The following is a 20785-nucleotide window of genomic DNA, read 5'->3' on the forward strand; positions in this document are numbered from 1 at the left end:
ACGATGACTGTCGAACCGGTCACTGTTTCTGTCTCTCCAACACAACCCTTTAAAAAGGACGTTTTTGAGCCCTTTTTCGAGGGTTGTTTGAAGAAAATGCCGGGTTAATATGCCAGCATGTTTTCTTTTTAAATTTTTCAAGAAGGGTTTTTTGATGAAAAAGATACTGTTTTTTCTCGTCTTTTTCTTGATTCTCATCCAGCCTTCTTTGGGATTCAGCGAAGGGCGCTGGTTTGAGCGAAAAGCGGAAGGATGGTTTTGGTATGAGCAGCCCGAAGTCCCCGAAGAAGAAAAAGAGCCGGAACCTCCTTCGATTGTTGTAAAGCCGAAAGAGAAGGAGCCGGTTCCAGAAGAAAAAGAGCCGGAGATCAAAAAAGAGCAAGGCCCCGCTCCGCTGTCTGCAGCGTGGATGCGGGAGAATTTGCCCAAATACAGGGACCTGGCAGTTGACAATCCGACACCTGAAAACGTCTCGATGTATCTGTATCTGCAAAAATATGCGCTCGATAAATCCCAAGTGTTTGCCGATGTCGCCAAGTCGGTTGTGATCTCAGATGCCGTTCTTGACGCCAATACCCGCAGGCCGCTGTCTTCGTTTGGCGGAGAGCAGAAAAACAAAGAGACCAGAAGGGCACGAGCAAAAGTTCTTCATGCCATTTCAAAGCAAGCAGGCCTTTGGTTTTTCTACCAAAGTGGCTGCGGACAGTGTGAGGTTCAAGAGCCCGTACTTTTTTCGCTCAAAGAGCGCTACGGAATCGAGATCTATCCTGTCTCCATTGATGGCAGCGCGCCCCCGGCCGGGATGTTTAAAAACTATGTGGTCGACCAGGGGCAGGCACAAAAGCTTGGTGTGCAAAAAACACCCGCTATTTTTCTGGTGCGCCCCGAGTCCATGGACTTTCTGCCCCTGGGCCAGACGACCATGGCTCGCGACATGCTCGAAGAGCGGATTTTGTTCGCCGCGGGGTCCAACGGATGGATTTCGAAAGAGATGCTGAATTCAACTCGTCCGATGGATGCAAATTTTCTTCTGAACACGGAGATACCCCAAGATTCTTTCTCAGAAAAAAAACCTGATGAGATAATCCAGTATCTTAAAGAACAGTAAAATAAAGGGAATGATCAATGAAACACAAATTCATATCTAAAGCGATCTTATTTTTAGCCCTTGTTCTACCTTTGAATGCAAATGCTGGATTGTCAGAAGAGTTCGATACAATATTCGGATCAATGTCGAACGTGACAAATCCTGTAGCATACCAGGGACAATCAAGAGGTGTTATCTCTGGAGGATCAGCTTACACGAGAAATCCTATGTGGAACGGTGATCTCTTTACGATTAAACCGCCAAGAGTAGATGCTGGTTGTGGTGGAATAGATATGTTTACAGGAAGTTTTAGCTATATAAACGCTGATCGTATGATTGAAGCGTTTAGAGCTATTGCATCGAACGCGGCAGGTTATGCCTTTAAGATGGCTTTAGAGACCATGTGCCCTACATGTAGTGCAGTTATGGGAGAAATTGATAAGATTGCACGAAATCTTAGTAGTATGAATTTTGATTCCTGTCAAGTTGCAACAAAACTTGTAGATACAGCACTTCCTTTTCCAACACAACCACAACAATCTGAACTTGGTAAAAAAGTCTCAGATAGGTTCAAACAATGGGGAGAGTATTCTGATGATTTTCAAGCCTGGGGTTCAGGACTACTTAGGGCTTCTCCTATAAGTGACGCGACTGAAGCTCAAAAAGAGAAGCTTAAAGATGAAAAGATGCTCGGCAATATTGCCTGGGCATCTTTGACAGAATCCCCGACGCTGGGAGGTTCCGCAGTCATCAGCTGGGCCTCTCACGGCGACAAAGAGATGGCAAAAATCATTATGAGCCTGACAGGCTCTCTTGTCATAACCGCAGAACAGGATTCAGACACCGATAAGGAAGCGCCCAAAGTTGAAGAATGGATCCCTATTCTCAACATCAAGGACGTGCTTGGCAGCACGAAAATCGAAAGACCGAACCTGAGCATCTATTCCTGCCCGGATGACGATTGCATGGAAAAAGCAACGGAGCAAATGGCTATTCCTACAATGGTCGATCGAGTCAGCACGATGTTTTTTGGCGAAAGCGGCTCCATCGGGATTGTCGAGAAATTCATCACCAACCAGGGTTCTCTATCCGATGAGGAGATGGCCTTTATGGAGGCTATTCCTATCCATGGAAAAAGGATTCGAGATCTGGCGATCGTGAGCCCAGGGGGGGCGCGCTATTACGCCAAGAGTGCAATTGAGACAATTGCTGCCGAACTCGTTGACGAATTTATCGCAACAGCTATTCGTTCAATCAGAAAAGCGGCCCATGCTCACAGCTACGAAATGAATACTTCCTTCCTGAAGAAGCTTGCTGAGCATGAAGATAAAATCCTTGCTGAAATAAAAGAGTATCGAAATCAGGTGGTTTACAGCGGAGCTTTGGATCAGATCTATGAAGGTATTAGAAATTCGGGAGAGAAGAAAAAGCTTCAGATGGAACCTCCTACTGAAACCAAAAGCAATAAATAGTCAGGGGCTTTGAAATGACGATGGAAATTTGGAGCATCGGAGATGCGGAGTATCTAGCATCAATACTGAATTCCGTTGCAATGTTTGTAGGGACAGGAGCGCCGTATCAACTTGCATCGATAGGGATGATTCTCAGCATTCTGGCGTTCTCGGTGCAAAGCATTCTTCAGGGTGGCAAGTCTGTTCCTTTCCAAAATGTTCTTATTGGCTGGCTTCTGTTCTCTGCACTTTTTGGCCCCCCGGCAACAGTAATCGTCAATGACGCCTACGAAACGGCGGCTTATCCTGTCGACAATGTGCCCTGGGGCGTGGCGGCAACAGGCCATGTCATGTCTACGATGGGCTACGAGGTTACTCAGTATATGGAACAGGCGTTTAGCCTGCCCACAATGATAAGCAATGGATTCGCAGCACCTCTTGAAGCGCTGCTTAAAGCCAGAGATCTCGATTTTGCAACGGCTTCAGTCGGGGGCAACGACAACGTAAACACCAGTGAAGTGGGAGACATAGAAACATCGATTGTTAATTATATTAAAGATTGCGTTGCCGTAGGGCTAAAAAGGGAAGAGTTGAATCCTAAACAGATCGCCCTGTCCAACCCTGCCTGGAGCGCGCTTAAGTACAATAGCAATGTTTATTGGACAAAAATTCACCTTCCTGACCAGCCTCCTGAGTCCCTTTCATGCTCTGAAGCTTATGCAGAACTTGATAGCTTGTTAAGGAGTGGGGATTTTTGGGTCAACTGGGACAATTATCTTTCTTCAACGATAGACAGCACAGACCCTATCGGAGATATGCAGTCAGCAATTAACGCCTTTAGTCTGTCATCAACAAACGCGCAAAGCTTCATGATAACGTCAATTTTGAGCAAGCTTTATTCAAAAGGCATCAGTCTAAGCCATGCCCAGGATGGAGACGTAGCCGAAGCTATTTTGGTTGAAAGCGCAAGACAGCAGCGCAATATTCAATGGGCCGCAGAGGGAAGTCTTTTTTCAACAATCGTTCGTCCCATGATGACTTTTTTCGAGGCTTTCTGGTATTGCCTGACCCCGTTTATGGCTTTTCTGGCGGTTTTTCTGCCCATGGGTCCAAAAATTATCATGAAATACCTAAGCCTTGCCATCTGGATACAACTCTGGATGCCGACAATGGCCGTTTTGAATTATTACATCAACTGGACTGTGCAACGAAAATTCGAGCAACTCGGACAAACTTATGCCCTTGATAGCTTCGACGGATTTTATCTTGCCTCAACCATGCTTCAGGATCAGCTTGCGGTAGCCGGGAAACTCGCCTCGGCAACGCCAGTCCTGACCATGGTCTTGCTGGGGTCGACCTATGCCGCCGTAAGTCTTTCCGGGCAACTCTCCGGCGGGGATCATGTCAACGAAAAAGCGGTTGCTCCCGATCCTGTCAATACAGGCGCAGGCCTCAATGTCGACTCAGCCTTTTCACACAATCGCGTCTCAGGGTCGCGATTCACAGGAGCGAAGGACCTGGCTGGAAGCTTCGATATCGGGCAGAACCTGCAGCAGTCAGTCAGCTCCGCACAGTCGGCCGTCTCGAGCAGCACCATGAATTTCGGCCAATCCCTGGGGCGCTCGATCTCAAGCGAATTCGGGCAAAGCGACTCTTTGTCCAATACACAGGGACTGCATCAAAGACTAAGTGCCTCAAGCAGCCAGACAGACCAGACAATGGCTAAGTGGGGTGCAGACCTGACCAAAGAACTGGGCCTTGGCCAGCAGCATCAGGATGTAGTCACAGGCTCCCTCCTCGCAAACCTTAAAGCAGGCGGTGGCCCCGGAGATCTTGGCAAGATCCTTGGAGCACAGCTTAGCGGAAGTGTTAGTGCGAGCATTGGCAACCAATTCTCCGAATCCGGAATTGCCTCGGCCATGGATAGGGTGGCCGGCACCGAAGGGCATCAAGGCAGCCAGGCGTTTATGGCGCAGCTTGCAGAAAGTGTCGATAAGGATTCCGGATCACAGGCAACCAGCACAGTCATGGGTGGCGAGAAGGTCTCCGATAACGAAAATCTCACTGAATCGGCACAAAAGGTTCTCAGTGCTCAAGACAGCTACGAGCAGGCAACCTCACACCAGACAGCTTTTGGAGGAAGAAGCAGCGTCGACGCTGTGACCCTGGGTCACCAGGCGACCTCCAACCCGCAGTTGATGGAGGAGATGCGCTCGTCACTCGATAAAAGAAAATTGCTTGATGACGCCATGGCCTATGGCCAAAATCAACTCGGGATGAACGGCAATGCTGGGATGTTTGCCGGAGGCCTGATGATGCTCAACCGATATGCCCAGCAAAACGCAGGCACTGAGGCCGGCACGGAAGCCTCCAATGAACTGCTTAATTTCGCGGCTCGGGCCGATGGACGCCAAGGCTTTGATAACCATATCGATCCAAACGCCAACCAGAGCGTGGTTGATACAGGAAAAGTTAAGGGTAAGGCCAATGACGCCCAAGCTGCTGTTCAAACTGGGGTGCCGGGGCCAAGCGATAAGGCACGAGAGCTTGCTGCAGGAGGCCGCCCCGGCGTCGATGGAAGGATTGCGGACGGTCAGCAAAAGATTGAAAACGGAGACCCCCGCGCTAACCACGCCGAATACCAAAACAGAGTTGCCACTGCCGCGGCTGGTCAGCAGGGAGCCTTTAACGACAAAGCAAAAGATGAAGCTCTTAACCGTATGGTTGCGAGTCTGGAGAATAAAAGCCCTGCTGGGGTGGCAACAGAGGCCGCAAGAACAGCTTTGTCGACAGCCACAGATATGACTAAAAAGGGCTTTGATATTCTCGGAACAACCATTGGTGCTGGCGCCGCAGGAGCCCTTGGTGGGGCAGAACAAGCATATTACGAATTTCTAGAGCACCAAGAAAAACTCAATCCTAACGGGATCACTCTGGATGAAAACGGAAATGCTGTTGCGAACATAGATGAAAAAGGTCTTCATTTGTATGAAAACCTTATGGAAAAAGTGCAAGTGGCTCGTGATGATATCGCCAATTTCCCGGAGCATGGACAAAAAGCCATGAGCGAAGAGCAGCAATCGCTGTTTTCTAAAGGAAAAGAACTTCTGGAAGCTGGCTTGTCTGCAACACCAGCAGTGATGGCGTACCAGTGGTTGGTAAATGGGGATGGGGCAGCAACGGCAAATATAGAGAAGCAATGGGATGAGGCGGTTGAGGCTGTTCCTGAAGCCAGCGTTGCTAGAGCTGTCGCGTCTGCACACCCCGCTGTTATGCTCTACCAAGAGGTAGCAAACGGCCCAGGGGCAGCAGCGGCACACCTGGGTAAACGAGTAGCGGAGGCTGAGGAACATGTCCCGGAATTTAAAATGGTGTCATATCCAATCAAAGGGGCACTGAACGCAATTATGGATAATATGGAGGAGCGTCACGAGGAATGGACACAGGATGCCAGGGAAGAAGCTCTGGGATATGGCCTCACTCCAGAGCAAGCTGATCTTTTTGCCGCAGTTAGGATGAATGCCCTCTCTCGTGGGCTAGAAGGGATTGTGGGGGGCCTTCCTTTGGGAGAGCAAATGAACGATATCTATCAGGAGGGAATGTATAAGGAGCAAATAGAAGCCGTTGGCGATCCAAGGATTGCACAATTAATCATGCACGATGCAGCCGTTGGTAGCAGCACTTATGTGTCACAAATAGGCAACTTGAACGCAACTGGCGAAGTTGGCAATTTGGACCCCGCCATTCCGAAATCTCCTGCATCACCACCAGCATCAGGTGGGGGCGGTCCTTTCCTTGAAGATGGAGGTGGTGGGCCCTCAAAGCCACAAATAGATAACGAAGTTGGCAATTTGGACCCCGCCATTCCGAAATCTCCTGCATCACCACCAGCATCAGGTGGGGGCGGTCCTTTCCTTGAAGATGGAGGTGGTGGGCCCTCAAAGCCACAAATAGATAACGAAGTTGGCAATTTGGGTTCCGCCATTCCGAAATCCGCCGTCCGGCCAACATCGGACAGGGGTGGTCCTTCTCTTGAAAATAGAAGTGGTGCCTCCCAGAAGCCAGATATGAAAAAAGAAGTGATGATGCCTGAGTCCTGAACAAAAAGCGCGGCAATCCCTCCACTTCAGGATGGAGAGGGATTTAACAGTTAGCTTGAAATATCACCATAATTAGTCTAATCTGTACAATATGAATAGATATGTAAGCATAAGTGATGCAGCTAAGGCGCTGGGTGTGTCTGTCACCACCCTGCGCCGCTGGGAAGCAGCGGGCAAGTTGGTGCCGGAGCACACGGCAGGCGGCCATCGCCGTTACGACTTGGCGAAACTACGTCCCGAGATGTTTCGGGCCGAGGAAGCTGCGGCGAGACGCACCATCGCCTACGCCCGCGTTTCCAGCCACGATCAAAAGGATGATCTGGAAAGACAAAAGCAAGTGCTGGAGATCATCACGGTCTTTAGCGCCAGGCTGTATGGCAGCCGCTCGCGCAAAAACCAGAAATCACTTGATAGCGTAAAGAAAGCCGTGGAGGACGCGACATGATCGTTGCGCACAAGATCGCGCTTGCGCCCAACAACAAACAGGGGACATATTTCGCCAAGGCAGCCGGGACGGCGCGGTTCGCCTACAACTGGGCGCTGGTCGAGTGGCAACGCCAGTATGACGCATGGAAGCAGGACAACAGCCTGCCCAAGCCATCACAGGCGGCGCTGCGCCGTCAATTAAATACCATCAAACGTGAGCAGTTTCCGTGGATGCTCGAAGTCACCAAAAATGCGCCACAAATGGCGATCATGCAGTTGGGCGATGCCTTTAAGAATTTCTTTGCCGGTCGCGCCAAGTACCCGAAGTTCCGCAAGAAGGGAGTGCGTGATCGATTCACCCTTACCAACGACCAATTCAGCATCGACGGCTGCCGCATACGCATCCCCAATCTGGGCTGGGTGCGTATGCGAGAGTCGTTGCGCTTTACTGGCAAGATCCTGTCGGCCACGGTCTACCGTGTGGCCGACCGCTGGTTTGTCAGTATTGCTGTGGACACCCAGGACGATCCACGCCTGCCAGAAGCCGAAAACCAAGGCGTAGTAGGTGTGGACCTGGGTGTCTCGGCATTAGCAACACTCTCGACGGGAGAAACCATCATCGGCCCCAAGGCGCACACACTATTGCTCAAGCGGCTTCGGCGGCTATCGCGTAGCCTGTCGCGCAAGCAGAAAGGCTCCAGCAACCGAAACAAGGCCAAGGCCAAACTGGCGCGGCTTCATGCCCGTATTGCGAATGTCCGCTCCGATGCCTTGCACAAACTGACCGCCGACCTAACACGACGGTTTCATACCATCGGGATCGAAGATCTGAATGTGCGCGGCATGATGGCAAACCGACACTTGGCCCGATCTATTGCCGATATGGGCTTTTTCGAGTTTCGTCGGCAATTGAACTACAAGGCATCGCAACGGGGCGGGTTGGTGGTCGTGGCTGATCGCTGGTTTCCGAGCAGCAAGACATACTCGGCCTGCGGCTCGGCGCTGAACGACATGCCGCTATCCCTGCGGCACTGGATCTGCCCGGACTGTGGCTCGCGCCACGACCGGGATCTGAATGCGGCCAGAAATCTGGCTACATACGCCGTGAGTTCCACGGTGTCAGCCTGTGGAGAGGAAGGCGCTGGCCGTGCTTGCAAAAGCACGGTGAAACCGGCCTCTGTGAAGCAGGAAATCAGCACTGAACCGGTTTAGATACGTCTGAGCAGGTTTGGGTAGGTCTGATAGAACGGTGTCAATTCCATGTGTCTGCCAAAAAATCTTTAAATAAGGCAGTGAAACGCCCTTTTTCGGCAGCAAAAAGTCTTCTCGAACAGTTTACTCTTGGGTGCAATGAGCATTCTGTTTGTAGGAGGCTTTCTGCTGTTTCGAGAAAGGGGACAAGGCGATGTTTGCACTGACAAGACGATTTTCCCTTCCGGCGCTTTTGCTGCTTGCGCTGTTTTTTCTGCCGGTAGTCTCACCAGGGCAGGCTTGGTCCGCAGAGTCTGTGGAGCAGTGGGTCGATGAGATTTTGGGCAGCGACTATCGCGACGATGACCGGGCGTGTCCGCCAGGCTATGAGTTTGATCAGCCAAGCGGCAAATGCCTGAGTGACAACGTGGTTTGCCCCTCGGGAAGTACGCTTAATCCCGAAACCGATCAGTGCGAAATCGATTTTAGCTATGAGTGCCCCGCCGGCTATACCCGAAGCGGTTCACAGTGCAGTGCTACGCCTCAGTGTCCCATGCCGGGAACCTACAGCGCTTCGCAGAACAAGTGTCTTGCCAGCTACAATTCCATCTCCTGCCCCAGCGGCTATTCGTTTAACGGCTCGCAGTGCGAAAGAGCACCGGTGTGTAGCTACCCTGGAACCTACAGCGCTTCGCAGAACAAGTGCCTTGCTGATTTCACCTCCCGCAGCTGCCCGTCCGGAACCACGCTTAGCGGTTCGCAGTGTTTGTCTTCGCCTTCATGCTCTTATCCGGGGAGTTATTCGACCTCGCAGAACAAATGCGTAGCCAATACCAGCGGCACTATTTGTCCAAGCGGAAGTCATTTTGACGGGACCCGGTGTGTGGCTGAGCCGTCATGTAGCTATCCTGGGACTTATCACCTAAGCCATAATTTGTGCATTGCAAGTTCTGATGGAGCACCAGGGTGTCCTTCGGGGACTGTCTTGGTGGGCGGAGAATGCCGTAGACCTGTTTGTGGACAAGGAAACTACTTTTATGATTGGCAAGAAGATAAAACTTACTGCAGAGAACTCGAAAGTCCAATACATAGAGTCTATGTAGATGCTATAGCCACTTACTGGAAAGGATGTTCAGTTTTTTATGAAGACCAAGGGTGTGGAGCTTCTTGCCAGATACTATTTGATGGGTCTGGTATAAATCATAAGTGTGAATTATATTCATGTGGCAGCTATGTGGCAACCGCTACATTTAACCACATGTGCTCAGTCTCCTTGAATGGATTGGGAGGTCCTTTTATTTATCCAGGGACGCCTCAAGAAACTCACGGAGGAACGGTATATACCAGCAAAACATATCACGTTACTTGTCCGTCAGGGTACTATCCAAGCGGAACAACTGGAACAAGGTGTGGGAAAACCGTGCCTGCCACATATACCATCCACGAGGAAAACCCAAGCTGTGGACCAGGGGAAACGCAAAGAGGGGAATATTGCTACTCCCTTCCAAACGAACCCTGCCCGAGCGGCTACAGCTATTCAAGCAGCTTGGGAAAATGCACCAAAAGCTCAACCTGCTCGGTAGGCTCACTCAATACGTCACTGGATCTCTGCACGGCCAGCGGTTCTCCGGACTGCCCCACAGGTTACAGTTACTCAAGCAGCCTGGGAAAATGCACCAAAAGTGCTACCTGCTCGCAGGGCTCTTTAAGCACCAGTCTCGATAAATGCGCCAGCACGGCAAGCTACAATTGCCCCAGCGGTTATTCGTGGAGTGCCTCATTAGGCAAATGCACCCGCAGCAGCAGCTGCCCCTCGGGCGGCTCGCTTAATACCTCAGTCGATAAATGTCAGGCCTCCGAGACCTACAACTGCATCAACGGCTACGCCTGGAGCAGCGCGCTCAGTAAATGCAGCAAGATTGTGGACTGCCCCTCAGGAGGCTATCTGGACGGTTCAAGTGATTTGTGCCGGCGAACAGCCGATAAGGTCTGCCCCTCGCAGCTAAGCCTTTTTGAAGGGCGCATCTGCCAAGCCGACCCTGACTGTACGCAAAACGGCGATTTTGTGCCCGCAACCGATCTGTGCGACAGAGGCCTCGCCCCGGACACAAAGGCTCCGCATCTCTATTTTGCCAAGCGCGATAATCTGTTTACCGGCGGGGCGGTTGCCTACTTTGAGGATCTGCGCGTGGTGATGGCCGACAACCTCGATGATGCTCCGCAGCTGACCGGGCTTAAACTCACAGGCGGCCCGGACGATGTATCGATTGATCTTTCGCCTATGGGGCCGCTGCCGGTCTATACCTTTGATGTACCGCTGCTGCCGCGCACCAAGGAGTCGCCCTACACGCTGACCGCCTACGCTAAAGACTGGCGTGAGAATAGCGTACAAAAAAGCGTTGATCTTGAATATGTTCCGCGCATCGTTGAGATCAACGGCGGGCTTGTCAAGCTTCCTGCTGCTGCACACACCTTTGGCCGCATGGACGGGCAATCCGGGATAGCTTCTCCGGTGATAGAATTAATCGACGGTGGCGGCATAAACGGCAGCGCCGATGTAGAGGTGATGCTTGAGAGCGATTCCGAAGTCTCGTTGTCGGTGGGTGGGCAAGCCTTGTCCGCAGGCGAGCGCGGCCTGATCGAAGGGTATGATTTCAGCAGCAGCCGCGGCAAGATCGGGATTACTCTGGCGCCGCAGGACCAAAGCGTTGGGGCCTCCACCGTGCTTCTCAAACCCAAAGTGCCTTACGCACCAACGGTCAGAGCGCAAGTCGAAACTTGGCTTGGAGCACTATCCTGGGACCCGTCTGAGGATCTTCAGATCGAGCAGATGCTTGAAGTGGCCGACTTGTCCGCACAGAGCAATGGCCTGATGAACTGCACCCTGACGACTAGCGAGGACAACGCCCGTTCACGACCTGCGCTCTCAAGCAATCCGTACTGCTTGATGCAATGGGAGCCAAGCGCTTCGGGCCTTGAGAATTATTTTCTATCCCCGCCGCGATTCCGCGGCCGGGTACATGAACTTGGTCCCCAAGGAATCGATTACACGGTCAGTGTTTTTGATCATGCGGGCAATAAGGTTGATTTATTCTCCGACCGTTTTGATTTTGAAGTGATCGCCCCGCAGGATTTTGAGTATGGACCCAACGCAGATCTCAACGACATTGCCCGCACGGTGGAAAAACTTGACTTTGAACTTGAGCAAAAAAGCGGCATTCCCTGCCGGTTGGCGGTAACCTCTCAAGAAGCCAAGGATGCAGCCAGCCGCGACAAGGTACTGTGCTACCCACGCTTTACCCTCTTACCCGGCACGCTTGCGTTTTCGCAAAACGCTTATACGCCGAGATTGCAGGGACAAATCGATGAACTGGGTGAACACGAGATGGCGTGGGAGATTTTGACCTTTACCCGTGAGGGTGAAGAGATTGTGCTGGGCGAGGGATCTTCAACCATTACGGTCAACGACCCGCCGGCACCGACGCTGAGCATTCTTTCGCGCATGGAACAGCTAGAGAATGGTACTTACGTTGGCTCTCAGCGCGGCGGCACTCTGGGCTATGCGCAGGTGGGTGTTCCACGAAAGGCGGCGCGGGTGACCATGGAGGTCAAAGGCGTTGAAGATTCCGATCGCTCTTATCAGTATGCTACGCGCAGCTGGATGGGGGCCGATGACATTGTGACCTTTACTCGCCTGCTTCAAATGGACGAAGCGCCTCTTTGGAGCAAGGAGCCTGTGCAGATCAAGGCCTACTACACAGAGCTTCCTGAGATCAGCGCAACCATCGAGCCCAAGGTACTGCGTGTGCCCGATGAGCGCACCAAGCTGATTTTAAAACCCAACGGCGAGGCGCTTGATACCACAGGGGTTCCGTTTAAACTCAAACTGGGCGAGGTGGTTGGCGCTGATGTGATCTACAACGAAGACCGCCACGGGCTGTGGACGGTTCAGATGGGAATGTACGAAAACCGCGAGATCACCCCTTTAATGGAGCCTCGACCTATGACCGACGGGGTGTGGGAGGGCGTTCTAAACGATGTGTCCGCGGGCAAATACAGCTTCATCGCCGAGTCGACCATTAAATCCCCGGACGGCGAGTACGAGCGCACCATCGAATCGAATCGCTACTACACCGTGGTTTTCAAAGGCACAGAGCCCGATGCCAAGGTCAACCCGTCGCGCTACTCAGGCGTTGCACCTTTCAGTACGGTGCTGATGCTGCAGATGGATACTGAATCGCGTATGGTACTGGGAGAGATTACCTGGGAGGTCAGCGAGGACGGAGGTAAGACTTGGAAACCTCTGGAGCAGGAATCTTATGTTCCGTGGCGTAAATACGTTACGTTTGAAGCCGGAATCTACCAGGTACGCGCCGAGGTGGAGAACTCAAAAACTGGCGCTCGGGGCTATACCGAGACAATCGAGATCAACAGCTTTCATGTCCCAAAGCTTGAACTTTCAGGGCCCAAGGCGGTTTTTGTCGGCGACGAGCTGACAATTGATGCCAAAACCACCATCGACGGCGAGCCGGTCGATGCAATCATTCAGTGGGAGACCCTTCGCGGGGAGCTACTCTCGACAGGTGATACGTACAACTACAAAAGCGATGAGCCTACCACTTTGATGCTCAACGTGCGGGCCAAACTGCCTGATTCTCCCGACGACAACCCCAGGGCCTGGGATGAGCAGCGCTACTACGTCAAAATCATGCCGCCGCGCGCTCCGCGAGGCCGCGTAGTGGTTCCCGGCTACATGGAGGCCGGAAAGACCTACACGATAAACGCCTCCAATCTGCTTTTGCCCTACACGGGTATGGACACCGAGCGCTATCCCATTGAGGGGCGGTGGACGCTGCCTGATGGCACCACGATTGACGAGCCGGTATATGAATATACGGCAACCGTGGCTGATGCCGAAGCGAAGCGGATAAGCTTCTACTACTCGGCCTGGATCAAAGGGCATAAAAGCGATGAGCTGACCGCCACCTGGCAGCGCCGCGTGGCCACAGGACAGTATATCTGGCCAGATTTTGAGATTCGGCAGATAATTAAGCTGCCGCAGGCTCCAGCCGATGTGACCTTGTACGCGCTGTCCACCGACACCAATATCCGGCTTGAAGACCCGCAGTATACCTGGAGTCTGCCCGCTTCGGCCGAGGTGGTTTATGATGCCGGCATGCGTCTGCAGGCCCGGTTCAAGGAGCCTGGCATCCATGAGGTCACCTGCGACATCGTTGACCGACGCGGCTTTGAGGCAACGGTGACTGCGGAGGTCGAAGTGGTTGAACCCGACCCCTTCGATATCGAGTTCTACACCTATGAGAGCAACCCCTACGGACGTGCGCCTCTAAGCGTGCGGCTTTCACCGCGAGTTTCCGGCGGTCATCCCCGTGACCGTATGGGTGAATTCGACTATTTTCTCAACGATGAGAAGCTGCCAGATACCGGCTCAACCGGCATCGCGCTCGATCTTGAGGCGGGTATCCATGTTATTGATGTCCAAGGAACCTCTCAGATGGGGGCCACAGCAAGTGCTCAGCATGTGGTAGTAGTCAACGAAAACACCCCTCCTGAGTGCGAGGTGGAAAAAAGTTTCTACGATGGCAGCTACCCGGTCTATCGTTTCAAGGCCAACTGCGAGGACGCAGACGGGCGGGTGACCGGCTATCAGTGGCTTATCGATGGCAAAAGCTACGGAAGTTCCTCAAATCTACTCAGCTTGGCCGCCCCCAAAGGGGATCAGACGGTACGCATCACAATGACCGCCACAGACGATTCCGGCGATAGCGTGACGATTGAGGAGATTATCCCCTAAAGCCTTACGCAGTTGACTATGACCGCACGATGGACGACAAGCAACAAGGCCGTGTTTAATATCGGCTACCACTTGATTTGGTGTACCAAATACCGTCGGCCGTTGTTGACCGGCGATATCGAATCGCGGCTCAAACAATTGCTTGGCGACAAGTGCCGTGAGCGGGGGTGGCGAATCGAAACGATGGAGGTGATGCCCGATCACGTCCATCTTTTTGTAAAGGCTTCTCCCGTGGACAGTCCCCACTACATCGTCCAGCAGCTCAAGGGGGCGTCGTCGCGGATACTGCGCGCCGAGTTTTCCCTTACAAGAAGCCGGGTGCCGACGCTGTGGACCCGAAGCTATTATTGCGAAACGGTCGGTCATATTTCGGCCGAGACCATAACCCGGTACATCGAGGACCAGAAGCTGCGATGATCAAGGCGCGTCACCATATCCTGCAAACGACGCCGGAGCAGTGCGACCTGTTGAAGCAGGTGCAGCAGGAAGCCGCCGGGTGTTGGAACGCCATCGTTGCCGAGGCCAAGGCGCACTACGATGCCGGCGGCGGCTGGATCTCGAAAAACGATCTGCAAAAGCGGCTCAAGGGACGTTTCGACCTGCACAGCCAGACGGTGCAGGGACTCGTTGACCGCTTTTGCGGCAACCGCCGGACGGCCGCCGAGAACCGGCGCATGGGTCTTGATAAGAACTACCCGTGGCGCGAGAAGCGGTTTGTGACGGTTCCGTTCAAACAGATGGCGATCCGTTGCAGCGCAAGCGGAACCGTTCAGCTCACTTTGAAAGCAGGCATCCGTTTCGACACCGGGTTTCCGTTTTCCGACGGCATCCACACCTGCGAGATCATGTGGCGCCACGGGCGGTACGTTTTGAGTTGCACGGCTGAATACCAACCGGCCGAGCCCGCCGAGCAGGGCCTTCGGGCCGGGATCGACATCGGCGAGATTCACCCGGTGGCCGTTTGCGCCGAAAACGGAGCCGGGCTGGTGGTTTCCGGCAGGCAGATCCGGTCGGCCAAGCAGCAGCGCAACAAGAGTCTTGGAACTTTCGCCAAAAGGCTGTCGCGCTGCAAGAAGGGCAGTCGTCGCTGGAAGAAGCTGCGGCGAGCCAAGGCGCGTCTGCGGGCAAAGACCGACCGCCAGGTGCGCGACCTGCTCCACCATGCGACGCGCAAGGCGATCGATTGGTGCCGGGAGCAAGGCGTTTCGGAACTGGTGATCGGCAACCCGGCCGGGGTTGAGAAAAACACCCGCAAGGCTAAACGCCTCAACCGCAAGGCCCGGCAGAAGGTTTCGCAGATGGAAACCGGGCGCATCAAGCAGTACCTGAGCTACAAGGCCGAGGAAGCCGGAATTCAAACGTGCCTCGTTGTCGAGCGAGGCACCAGTCGGGATTGTCCCGTGTGCGGTTCGCAAAACCGTGCCCGGGGGCGGTTGTTCGTATGCGCGGCCTGCGGTTTTTCCGCGCACCGCGACGGCAAGGCCGGTTTTATGATGCTTTGGAAAAAGCATCCGCAAATCCCCTTGCCGCAGCTTCGAATCGAGCACCGCCAGGCGTATCCAAAGTATCGCAAGCGGCTTTCGCCGGCTTGCGTAGATGGCCCCGACGTGGCCCCAAGTAGCTTGGCCATACCCGGACCGCTGCTCGGCGAGCATATCGCCGCGTAAGCCCGGGGTTCCCAAGAATTCCACAGGCTTTAGCCGTGGGAGTACGTCAACCTCTCTATCTTCTAAAACTCTAAAGCCCCAGCAAATATTACTGCTGGGGCTTTTCTGCGCCAACTCTACTAATAAGTGAAAAACCTTATCAAAGACTCTGCAACAAAAAACTTCCTCGAAATAGGGCGAAAATTCCGGTTTTTTCGAGGGTATCAATGGCTTTTTTTAAAACGATAATCACTCTCGCTGCGAAACACGAAAAAGGTTTAAGGAGAGTTCACCCCTTGAAAAAGGTCAAAATAGAGGTTTTTTCAGGGGTAGAAATGAAAAATTTTCTCAGATAATAGATCCAGAATTGAAGAGGTAAAGATGGAGCCAACCAAAATACCAACAAAAATTGATGACCCACACCAAGTTCTTATGTGGAGTGCTGACGAACTTGTTCCGATGATGGTCATGATTACCTTCGGTGTCATGTTTGAAAGGGTCTTGATTTTCATGTTGCTGGGTTGGGCGGCCGTAAGGGTTTACAGAAGATATAAAAACAGCCGTCCAGACGGATTTATACTTCACTTTTTTTACTGGGTCGGATTCCTGCCAGATAAAGGTGTCACACTTGTCAACCCTTATAAGAGACGTTTTCTGCCGTAAGTGATTGTTTGATGTTTTCGAAGAAGGCTGGAGAAAAAAATTGATCTTTAAAGAATATAAAAAATCATTCAGAGCGGCGGTCAAAGAACTTCAGTGGCGAAGATTTGCAGACGTTGCCCAGCTTCTGATCATCATTGTCCTTTTATTTTTCCTCGGGACAAAAAGCACGGTAGTTACTGTTGTCCCCCCGAACTTGCAGGAAGATGCCGTTATTGAGAAAAGCGGAGCGAGCGAGAATTACAAGCTGGCCTGGGGCTGGTTTATGGCTGACATTATTGGCAACGTCACACCCAAGAACGTGGACTTCGTTCGCGAAAGTATTTCCCTGTACCTGTCTCCGACCCTCTACCAGGAGGTCAGAAAATCGATCACGGAGCAGGCCCGGGTTCTTCGTGAAGATGATATTGCCGTCTCCTTCAGCCCTTCGTCGGCCCAGTATCAAAAATCCCGCAACCGCGTATTTATTACGGGGGAGACCACCACGACAGGACCCTTCGGCGACCCCCGCAGAGAAGTAAGGACGTATGAATTCGTCATCGAGGTGAAAAATTACATGCCGGTTTTCACGCTGTTCGACGTGTATGAGGGCGCGGCCCAACTTCGCCCGAAAGCAGAATAGGCGTCGAACATAGGCGCCGCGGACATCACGAGAATGCTGACTTTAACGCCGCTGGGGTCATCAAGCAGCGTGGCGTTAAGGCATTGCTCGCGGGTGAGATCCAGTTCAAACAGCCGCACAAAAGCGGTATACGGAAACAACCAGGGGTGGGACGACCCGAAGTTGCGCTCGGAAGAGAGGATGTCAGTCGCACGCGGCAACCGTCGCAGGCGCAGACCTCGTTGACCCGAGAAGAAACCCCCACCACAACCAATGCGGTTTAGTGGCGGGAGCGTTCATCGACATAAATGAAAGAAAGGAGGACAGTGCCTATCGCGTAGCTACCATCAATTTCTGATTCCTTGGTTTTCGTGAAAGATTTTTGTTCTTCAACCCAAACAAAACAAAAACAGGAGAAAAACAACATGCTTAAGTTCAAAAAGTCCGAAAAAGGTTTCACTCTGATCGAAATGGTTATTGCAGCCGTGCTGGTCCTGATGGCCGGTGCTGTGGTCACCCCCATGCTGCTGGGCTATGTCGATGACCAGAAAGTGGCCTCGCTGAACGAGACCCTGATAAACACCCGTGCGGCCTTTGAAGCCTTCTACACCGATAATCTGGGTGTTCTTGCAGAACCTGTCGATGGCGACTACTTCCCTGACCTCGTTGACGCAGGTTTCATGAGCCGTGTGCCGCAAACCGAAGGTGTTGAATACGAAATCAATCTTGACGATTCTACCACCAACAGCGGCACCGCTTTCTTCGTCAAAGGAACCTTTGCCCCTAACGATGCCCAGGTAATTGACCGTCTGACCAGGCTTGACGAACGCATTGACGGCGACAGCGGTGAATCCGCAGGCATCCTGCAGTGGGACGCAACCACCGGCTACTTTGCCTACCTGCTCTACGGCACCGGCGTTGATCTGAACACCTCCGCCTGGCACAGCAACATCTAAGTTCACTTTTGCCACAAAAGCAGTCTTGGCATAACCGCAAAGGGGGCGGGGGAGACCCCGCCCCCTTTGCTTTAACCTTAAAAGGGGATAAAGGGAATGAAAAAAACTCAAGAAAAAGGTTTTACTCTGGTTGAGATTGTGGTCGCAATCGCCCTGGTTCTTCTGGCCGCAGCCATTGTCGTCCCGATGCTTTTTAAACACATTGATCGGGAAAAAGTGGCTTCAGTCAACGCCGAAGTTCTTTCCCTGCGGGCCGCAGTTAAAGCGGCAATCCTTCGTGACGGCGGGCTCAAAGACAATAACGGCGACGGTAACTTTCTCGATGATCTGGTCGACACCGACTATCTCGACCGCGCACCGAAATCACTGCCTGGAGCGACCTGGCTTCTCAAGCAGACCACGCATACCAGCGGACGCAAGGTGTTTTACCTCGATATCGAGTGCCCGGATGCCGAGTGCGTCAAAGTCGCCCAGGAACTCGATCTGATGGTGGATGAAGAAAGCGGGGAAAGCAGCGGCAATATCCAGTGGGCGCTGGGTTCCTGATCCGTTTTTTTCGACAAACCAAATCTTGCAACCCAACAGATTGACCTGCAAAGCCTCCATGCGGAGTTTTTATGATTGAATTAGGGCCTTACACTTTTTGTACCGTTGAGGAATTTCTGAGCGAAGAAAACGCTCATAAAAAGGATGTTCTTTATGCGGTGTTCAGCGCAGAGATCAAGCCTTTGGAGATCATGCTCCCGGCTCAAAGCAGAAGGCGAGAAGACGACCGGCGCATAAGAACAAAGCTTGAAGGGATGTCATTCCAGCAGATACCATGTTTTGCTTACAGCAAGCACAAAAACAAGGCTCAGGTTTTTTATCTGCCCAGCATCCCTTTTAAAAACAGAAGAGACTATGGCGTGGGCTTTCTGCCGGGGTCAATCGTGTTGTCTGCCCTTAATCGCGCTTTTGAGTCCGGGGAGAAAAGCCGCCTTTTTGCCATCTATCTCAAAGATAAACACGGCAGTGTCTCCTTTAGTTTCATCCATAAAGGGCAGGACGTTTTTACGCGCATCATCACTCCTTCCAATATGGAAGATTTTGAGATCGAATTCGCAGAAACCCAGCGCCACCTTCAACGCGAATTCCAGGGTGTGCCCTACGAGGTTGTGGCGGTAGGTTTTCCTGACGCGGAGATCTTCAACCTGCCCCCGCAGACGCCGTGTCACACTTTGAACTCTCTCTCAAAGGGGGTACATCTTGACTCCACGGGCTTTTTCTACGAACCGAAAAGATACCCGGTAAAAACGGCCTTTGCAGCAGCGGTACTGGCCACAACTCTTGCGGCAACCGCATTTCTGGGCACTCATGGCGTTCAATATGCCATGACAAAAATGGAATCAGCCCAACTTCTGGCCCAGAAGTCAGAGATCGAGATTTCAGTTAATGAAAAAGAATCTCTGAAAAAGGCATATCAAAAACATAAGCCCGGCACAAGATGGGGTGATTTCGTCTCAACCATCGATCTTCTGAAGCAAGCCCTCGAGCCGTATCCCTTTACTATCACCAGCATCAATATCCGTGGCGAAAATATCGATATCAGAGGCAAATTCTGGTCCTTTAAGGAACAGTACGTTCAAGACAATGTAGAGGAGGCGGGCAGAAAACTGCGTCCTTTCTTGAAGATGTTTCCCAGCGGCAAAGTCGAAAAAAAACGGGATTGGGTTTCCCAAGCGGTTCAAATAGGAGGAAAGATTTTCGATGACCCTCAAAAACGTGATTTCCAGGATAAGGTCCTGGGAGAGTTCCCCCGGGGGATGGCGCCCGATCGTCGTCCTATTCGTTCTGAGTCTGACAATGCTCTATATGGGCAATCTCTTCGAGAAAAAACACTCTCAGCTCTCGACGCAAAACACGATATTGACTACCGATATATCTATCCTCTCGGACCGATTGCAGAGATTGGAAAAGCACTCCTCACCAGTGCCTATCATTTCGCAACAGGCGTGGCTTACGCAGCTCCAGGACAAGATGCCGATGGCATGGGATATCAAAACGGAAGTATCCCAAACCCCACACCTAAGTACAATCAAGGCCAAGCTCAAATGGGAGGGGCAGACCCCTTTGACCATCAAGGATCTCAAGGCCCTGCCTTTCAGCACGATGAGCCCTACCCCTTCGATCGACCGGATACTCATCAACGAGAACATCCAGACGATGGAGCTGTCCCTGGTCGGCCGGATCAAGCAAAACCGCTCATAATCTCAGATCCCGAGCAAGACTCTTCGATCAGCTTCAAGGCTCTTAAAATTACATTGGATAGAGCCGAAGAAGAAAACAAAAAGCTCCAGAAAGAATTAGAGAAAATCAAAAAACAGCGCGAAAAAGCGCAGAAAAATATGACGCACTACAATCCGCCGGGTTTTTACCTTGTCAGCATGACGCCTGAATGTGTGGTGATGTCCGACGACGACGGAAACTCCTTCTTCGTTGAAAAGGGCGCGGCTTTTTTCTACGAAAAAACTCTTTTTCATCTTGTTGAAATCGAGATGGGAGAAAAGGCTGTTTTTGTTTCGGACGCTGACGCTTTGGACCTCGAAGAAAAGCTGATCTTTTTACAGCGAAGCGGCAACAAGACTCGGGGCTTCTCAAATATTGCCCGCATGGCGGCGCAGACCGAGGAAGAAAACCTGATGAGAGAGCCCGTTCTGAGCAAAAACAAGCCAAAGCCGAGTTCTTCGCAAACTCCCGATCAGAACTCTGTTGACCCGCAGAAATTCGGCAATCCGCCGACTCCAGGGATGCTTGATGGAGTCCGGCCGGACAACCTCTCTGTTTCGAGAAAATAATAGAAAAATCCTTTTGGG

General features: G+C 52.2%; 13 protein-coding genes. All 13 read left to right on the top strand.

The annotated features are described in order from the left end of the window. The first annotated feature begins 154 nt into the window (after window positions 1–154). The 13 genes from traF (at window position 155) to GSUB_RS16505 (ending at window position 20767) form a co-directional block, all read left to right on the top strand. On the top strand, window positions 155–1108 hold the full coding sequence (gene traF, locus GSUB_RS16440) for a conjugal transfer protein TraF (protein WP_040202984.1): 954 nt from the start codon (window positions 155–157) through the stop codon (window positions 1106–1108). A gap of 17 nt (window positions 1109–1125) precedes the next feature. Further along, complete coding sequence (locus tag GSUB_RS18835) at window positions 1126–2559, top strand: conjugal transfer protein TraH (protein WP_084212228.1); 1434 nt, start codon at window positions 1126–1128, stop codon at window positions 2557–2559. A gap of 14 nt (window positions 2560–2573) precedes the next feature. Beyond that, window positions 2574–6638 (top strand): conjugal transfer protein TraG N-terminal domain-containing protein, encoded by a 4065-nt coding sequence (locus GSUB_RS16450; protein WP_040202729.1) that lies wholly within the window; start codon window positions 2574–2576, stop codon window positions 6636–6638. Window positions 6639–6729: 91 nt separating this feature from the next. After that, window positions 6730–7083 (top strand): MerR family DNA-binding transcriptional regulator, encoded by a 354-nt coding sequence (locus GSUB_RS16455; protein ID WP_040202730.1) that lies wholly within the window; start codon window positions 6730–6732, stop codon window positions 7081–7083. After that, the gene (locus tag GSUB_RS16460) at window positions 7080–8276 is read left to right on the top strand and encodes an RNA-guided endonuclease InsQ/TnpB family protein (protein WP_040202731.1); all 1197 of its coding nucleotides are present in this window, start codon (window positions 7080–7082) and stop codon (window positions 8274–8276) included. The genes GSUB_RS16455 and GSUB_RS16460 overlap by 4 nt, the downstream gene beginning before the upstream one ends. Before the next feature lie 1399 nt (window positions 8277–9675). Beyond that, a complete protein-coding gene (locus tag GSUB_RS16470; RefSeq protein WP_158414117.1) occupies window positions 9676–14070 on the top strand; it encodes an Ig-like domain-containing protein in 4395 nt (1464 codons plus the stop codon). An 18-nt stretch (window positions 14071–14088) separates the two neighbouring features. Beyond that, window positions 14089–14487, top strand: a complete 399-nt coding sequence (tnpA, locus tag GSUB_RS16475; RefSeq protein WP_040202734.1) for an IS200/IS605 family transposase — start codon at window positions 14089–14091, stop codon at window positions 14485–14487. Continuing rightward, window positions 14484–15737 carry an RNA-guided endonuclease InsQ/TnpB family protein gene (locus tag GSUB_RS16480; RefSeq protein ID WP_052465101.1) on the top strand — a complete coding sequence of 418 codons (1254 nt, stop codon included), beginning with the start codon at window positions 14484–14486 and terminating at the stop codon, window positions 15735–15737. The genes tnpA and GSUB_RS16480 overlap by 4 nt, the downstream gene beginning before the upstream one ends. 360 nt (window positions 15738–16097) lie before the next feature. Then, window positions 16098–16379, top strand: a complete 282-nt coding sequence (traL, locus tag GSUB_RS16485; RefSeq protein WP_040202735.1) for a type IV conjugative transfer system protein TraL — start codon at window positions 16098–16100, stop codon at window positions 16377–16379. 40 nt (window positions 16380–16419) lie between these two features. Then, window positions 16420–16998 (top strand): TraE/TraK family type IV conjugative transfer system protein, encoded by a 579-nt coding sequence (locus GSUB_RS16490; protein ID WP_158414118.1) that lies wholly within the window; start codon window positions 16420–16422, stop codon window positions 16996–16998. Between the two features lie 404 nt (window positions 16999–17402). Continuing rightward, window positions 17403–17933, top strand: coding sequence for a prepilin-type N-terminal cleavage/methylation domain-containing protein (locus GSUB_RS16495; protein WP_040202737.1), 531 nt, complete (start codon window positions 17403–17405; stop codon window positions 17931–17933). Window positions 17934–18029: 96 nt separating this feature from the next. Further along, a complete protein-coding gene (locus GSUB_RS16500) occupies window positions 18030–18479 on the top strand; it encodes a prepilin-type N-terminal cleavage/methylation domain-containing protein (RefSeq protein WP_040202738.1) in 450 nt (149 codons plus the stop codon). Window positions 18480–18550: 71 nt separating this feature from the next. After that, entirely contained in the window at window positions 18551–20767 is a 2217-nt protein-coding gene (locus GSUB_RS16505; RefSeq protein ID WP_040202739.1) for a hypothetical protein, read from the top strand. Window positions 20768–20785: the final 18 nt, after the last annotated feature.

The organism is Geoalkalibacter subterraneus, assembly GCF_000827125.1.
In the GTDB taxonomy this organism is placed as follows: Bacteria; Desulfobacterota; Desulfuromonadia; order Desulfuromonadales; family Geoalkalibacteraceae; genus Geoalkalibacter_A; species Geoalkalibacter_A subterraneus.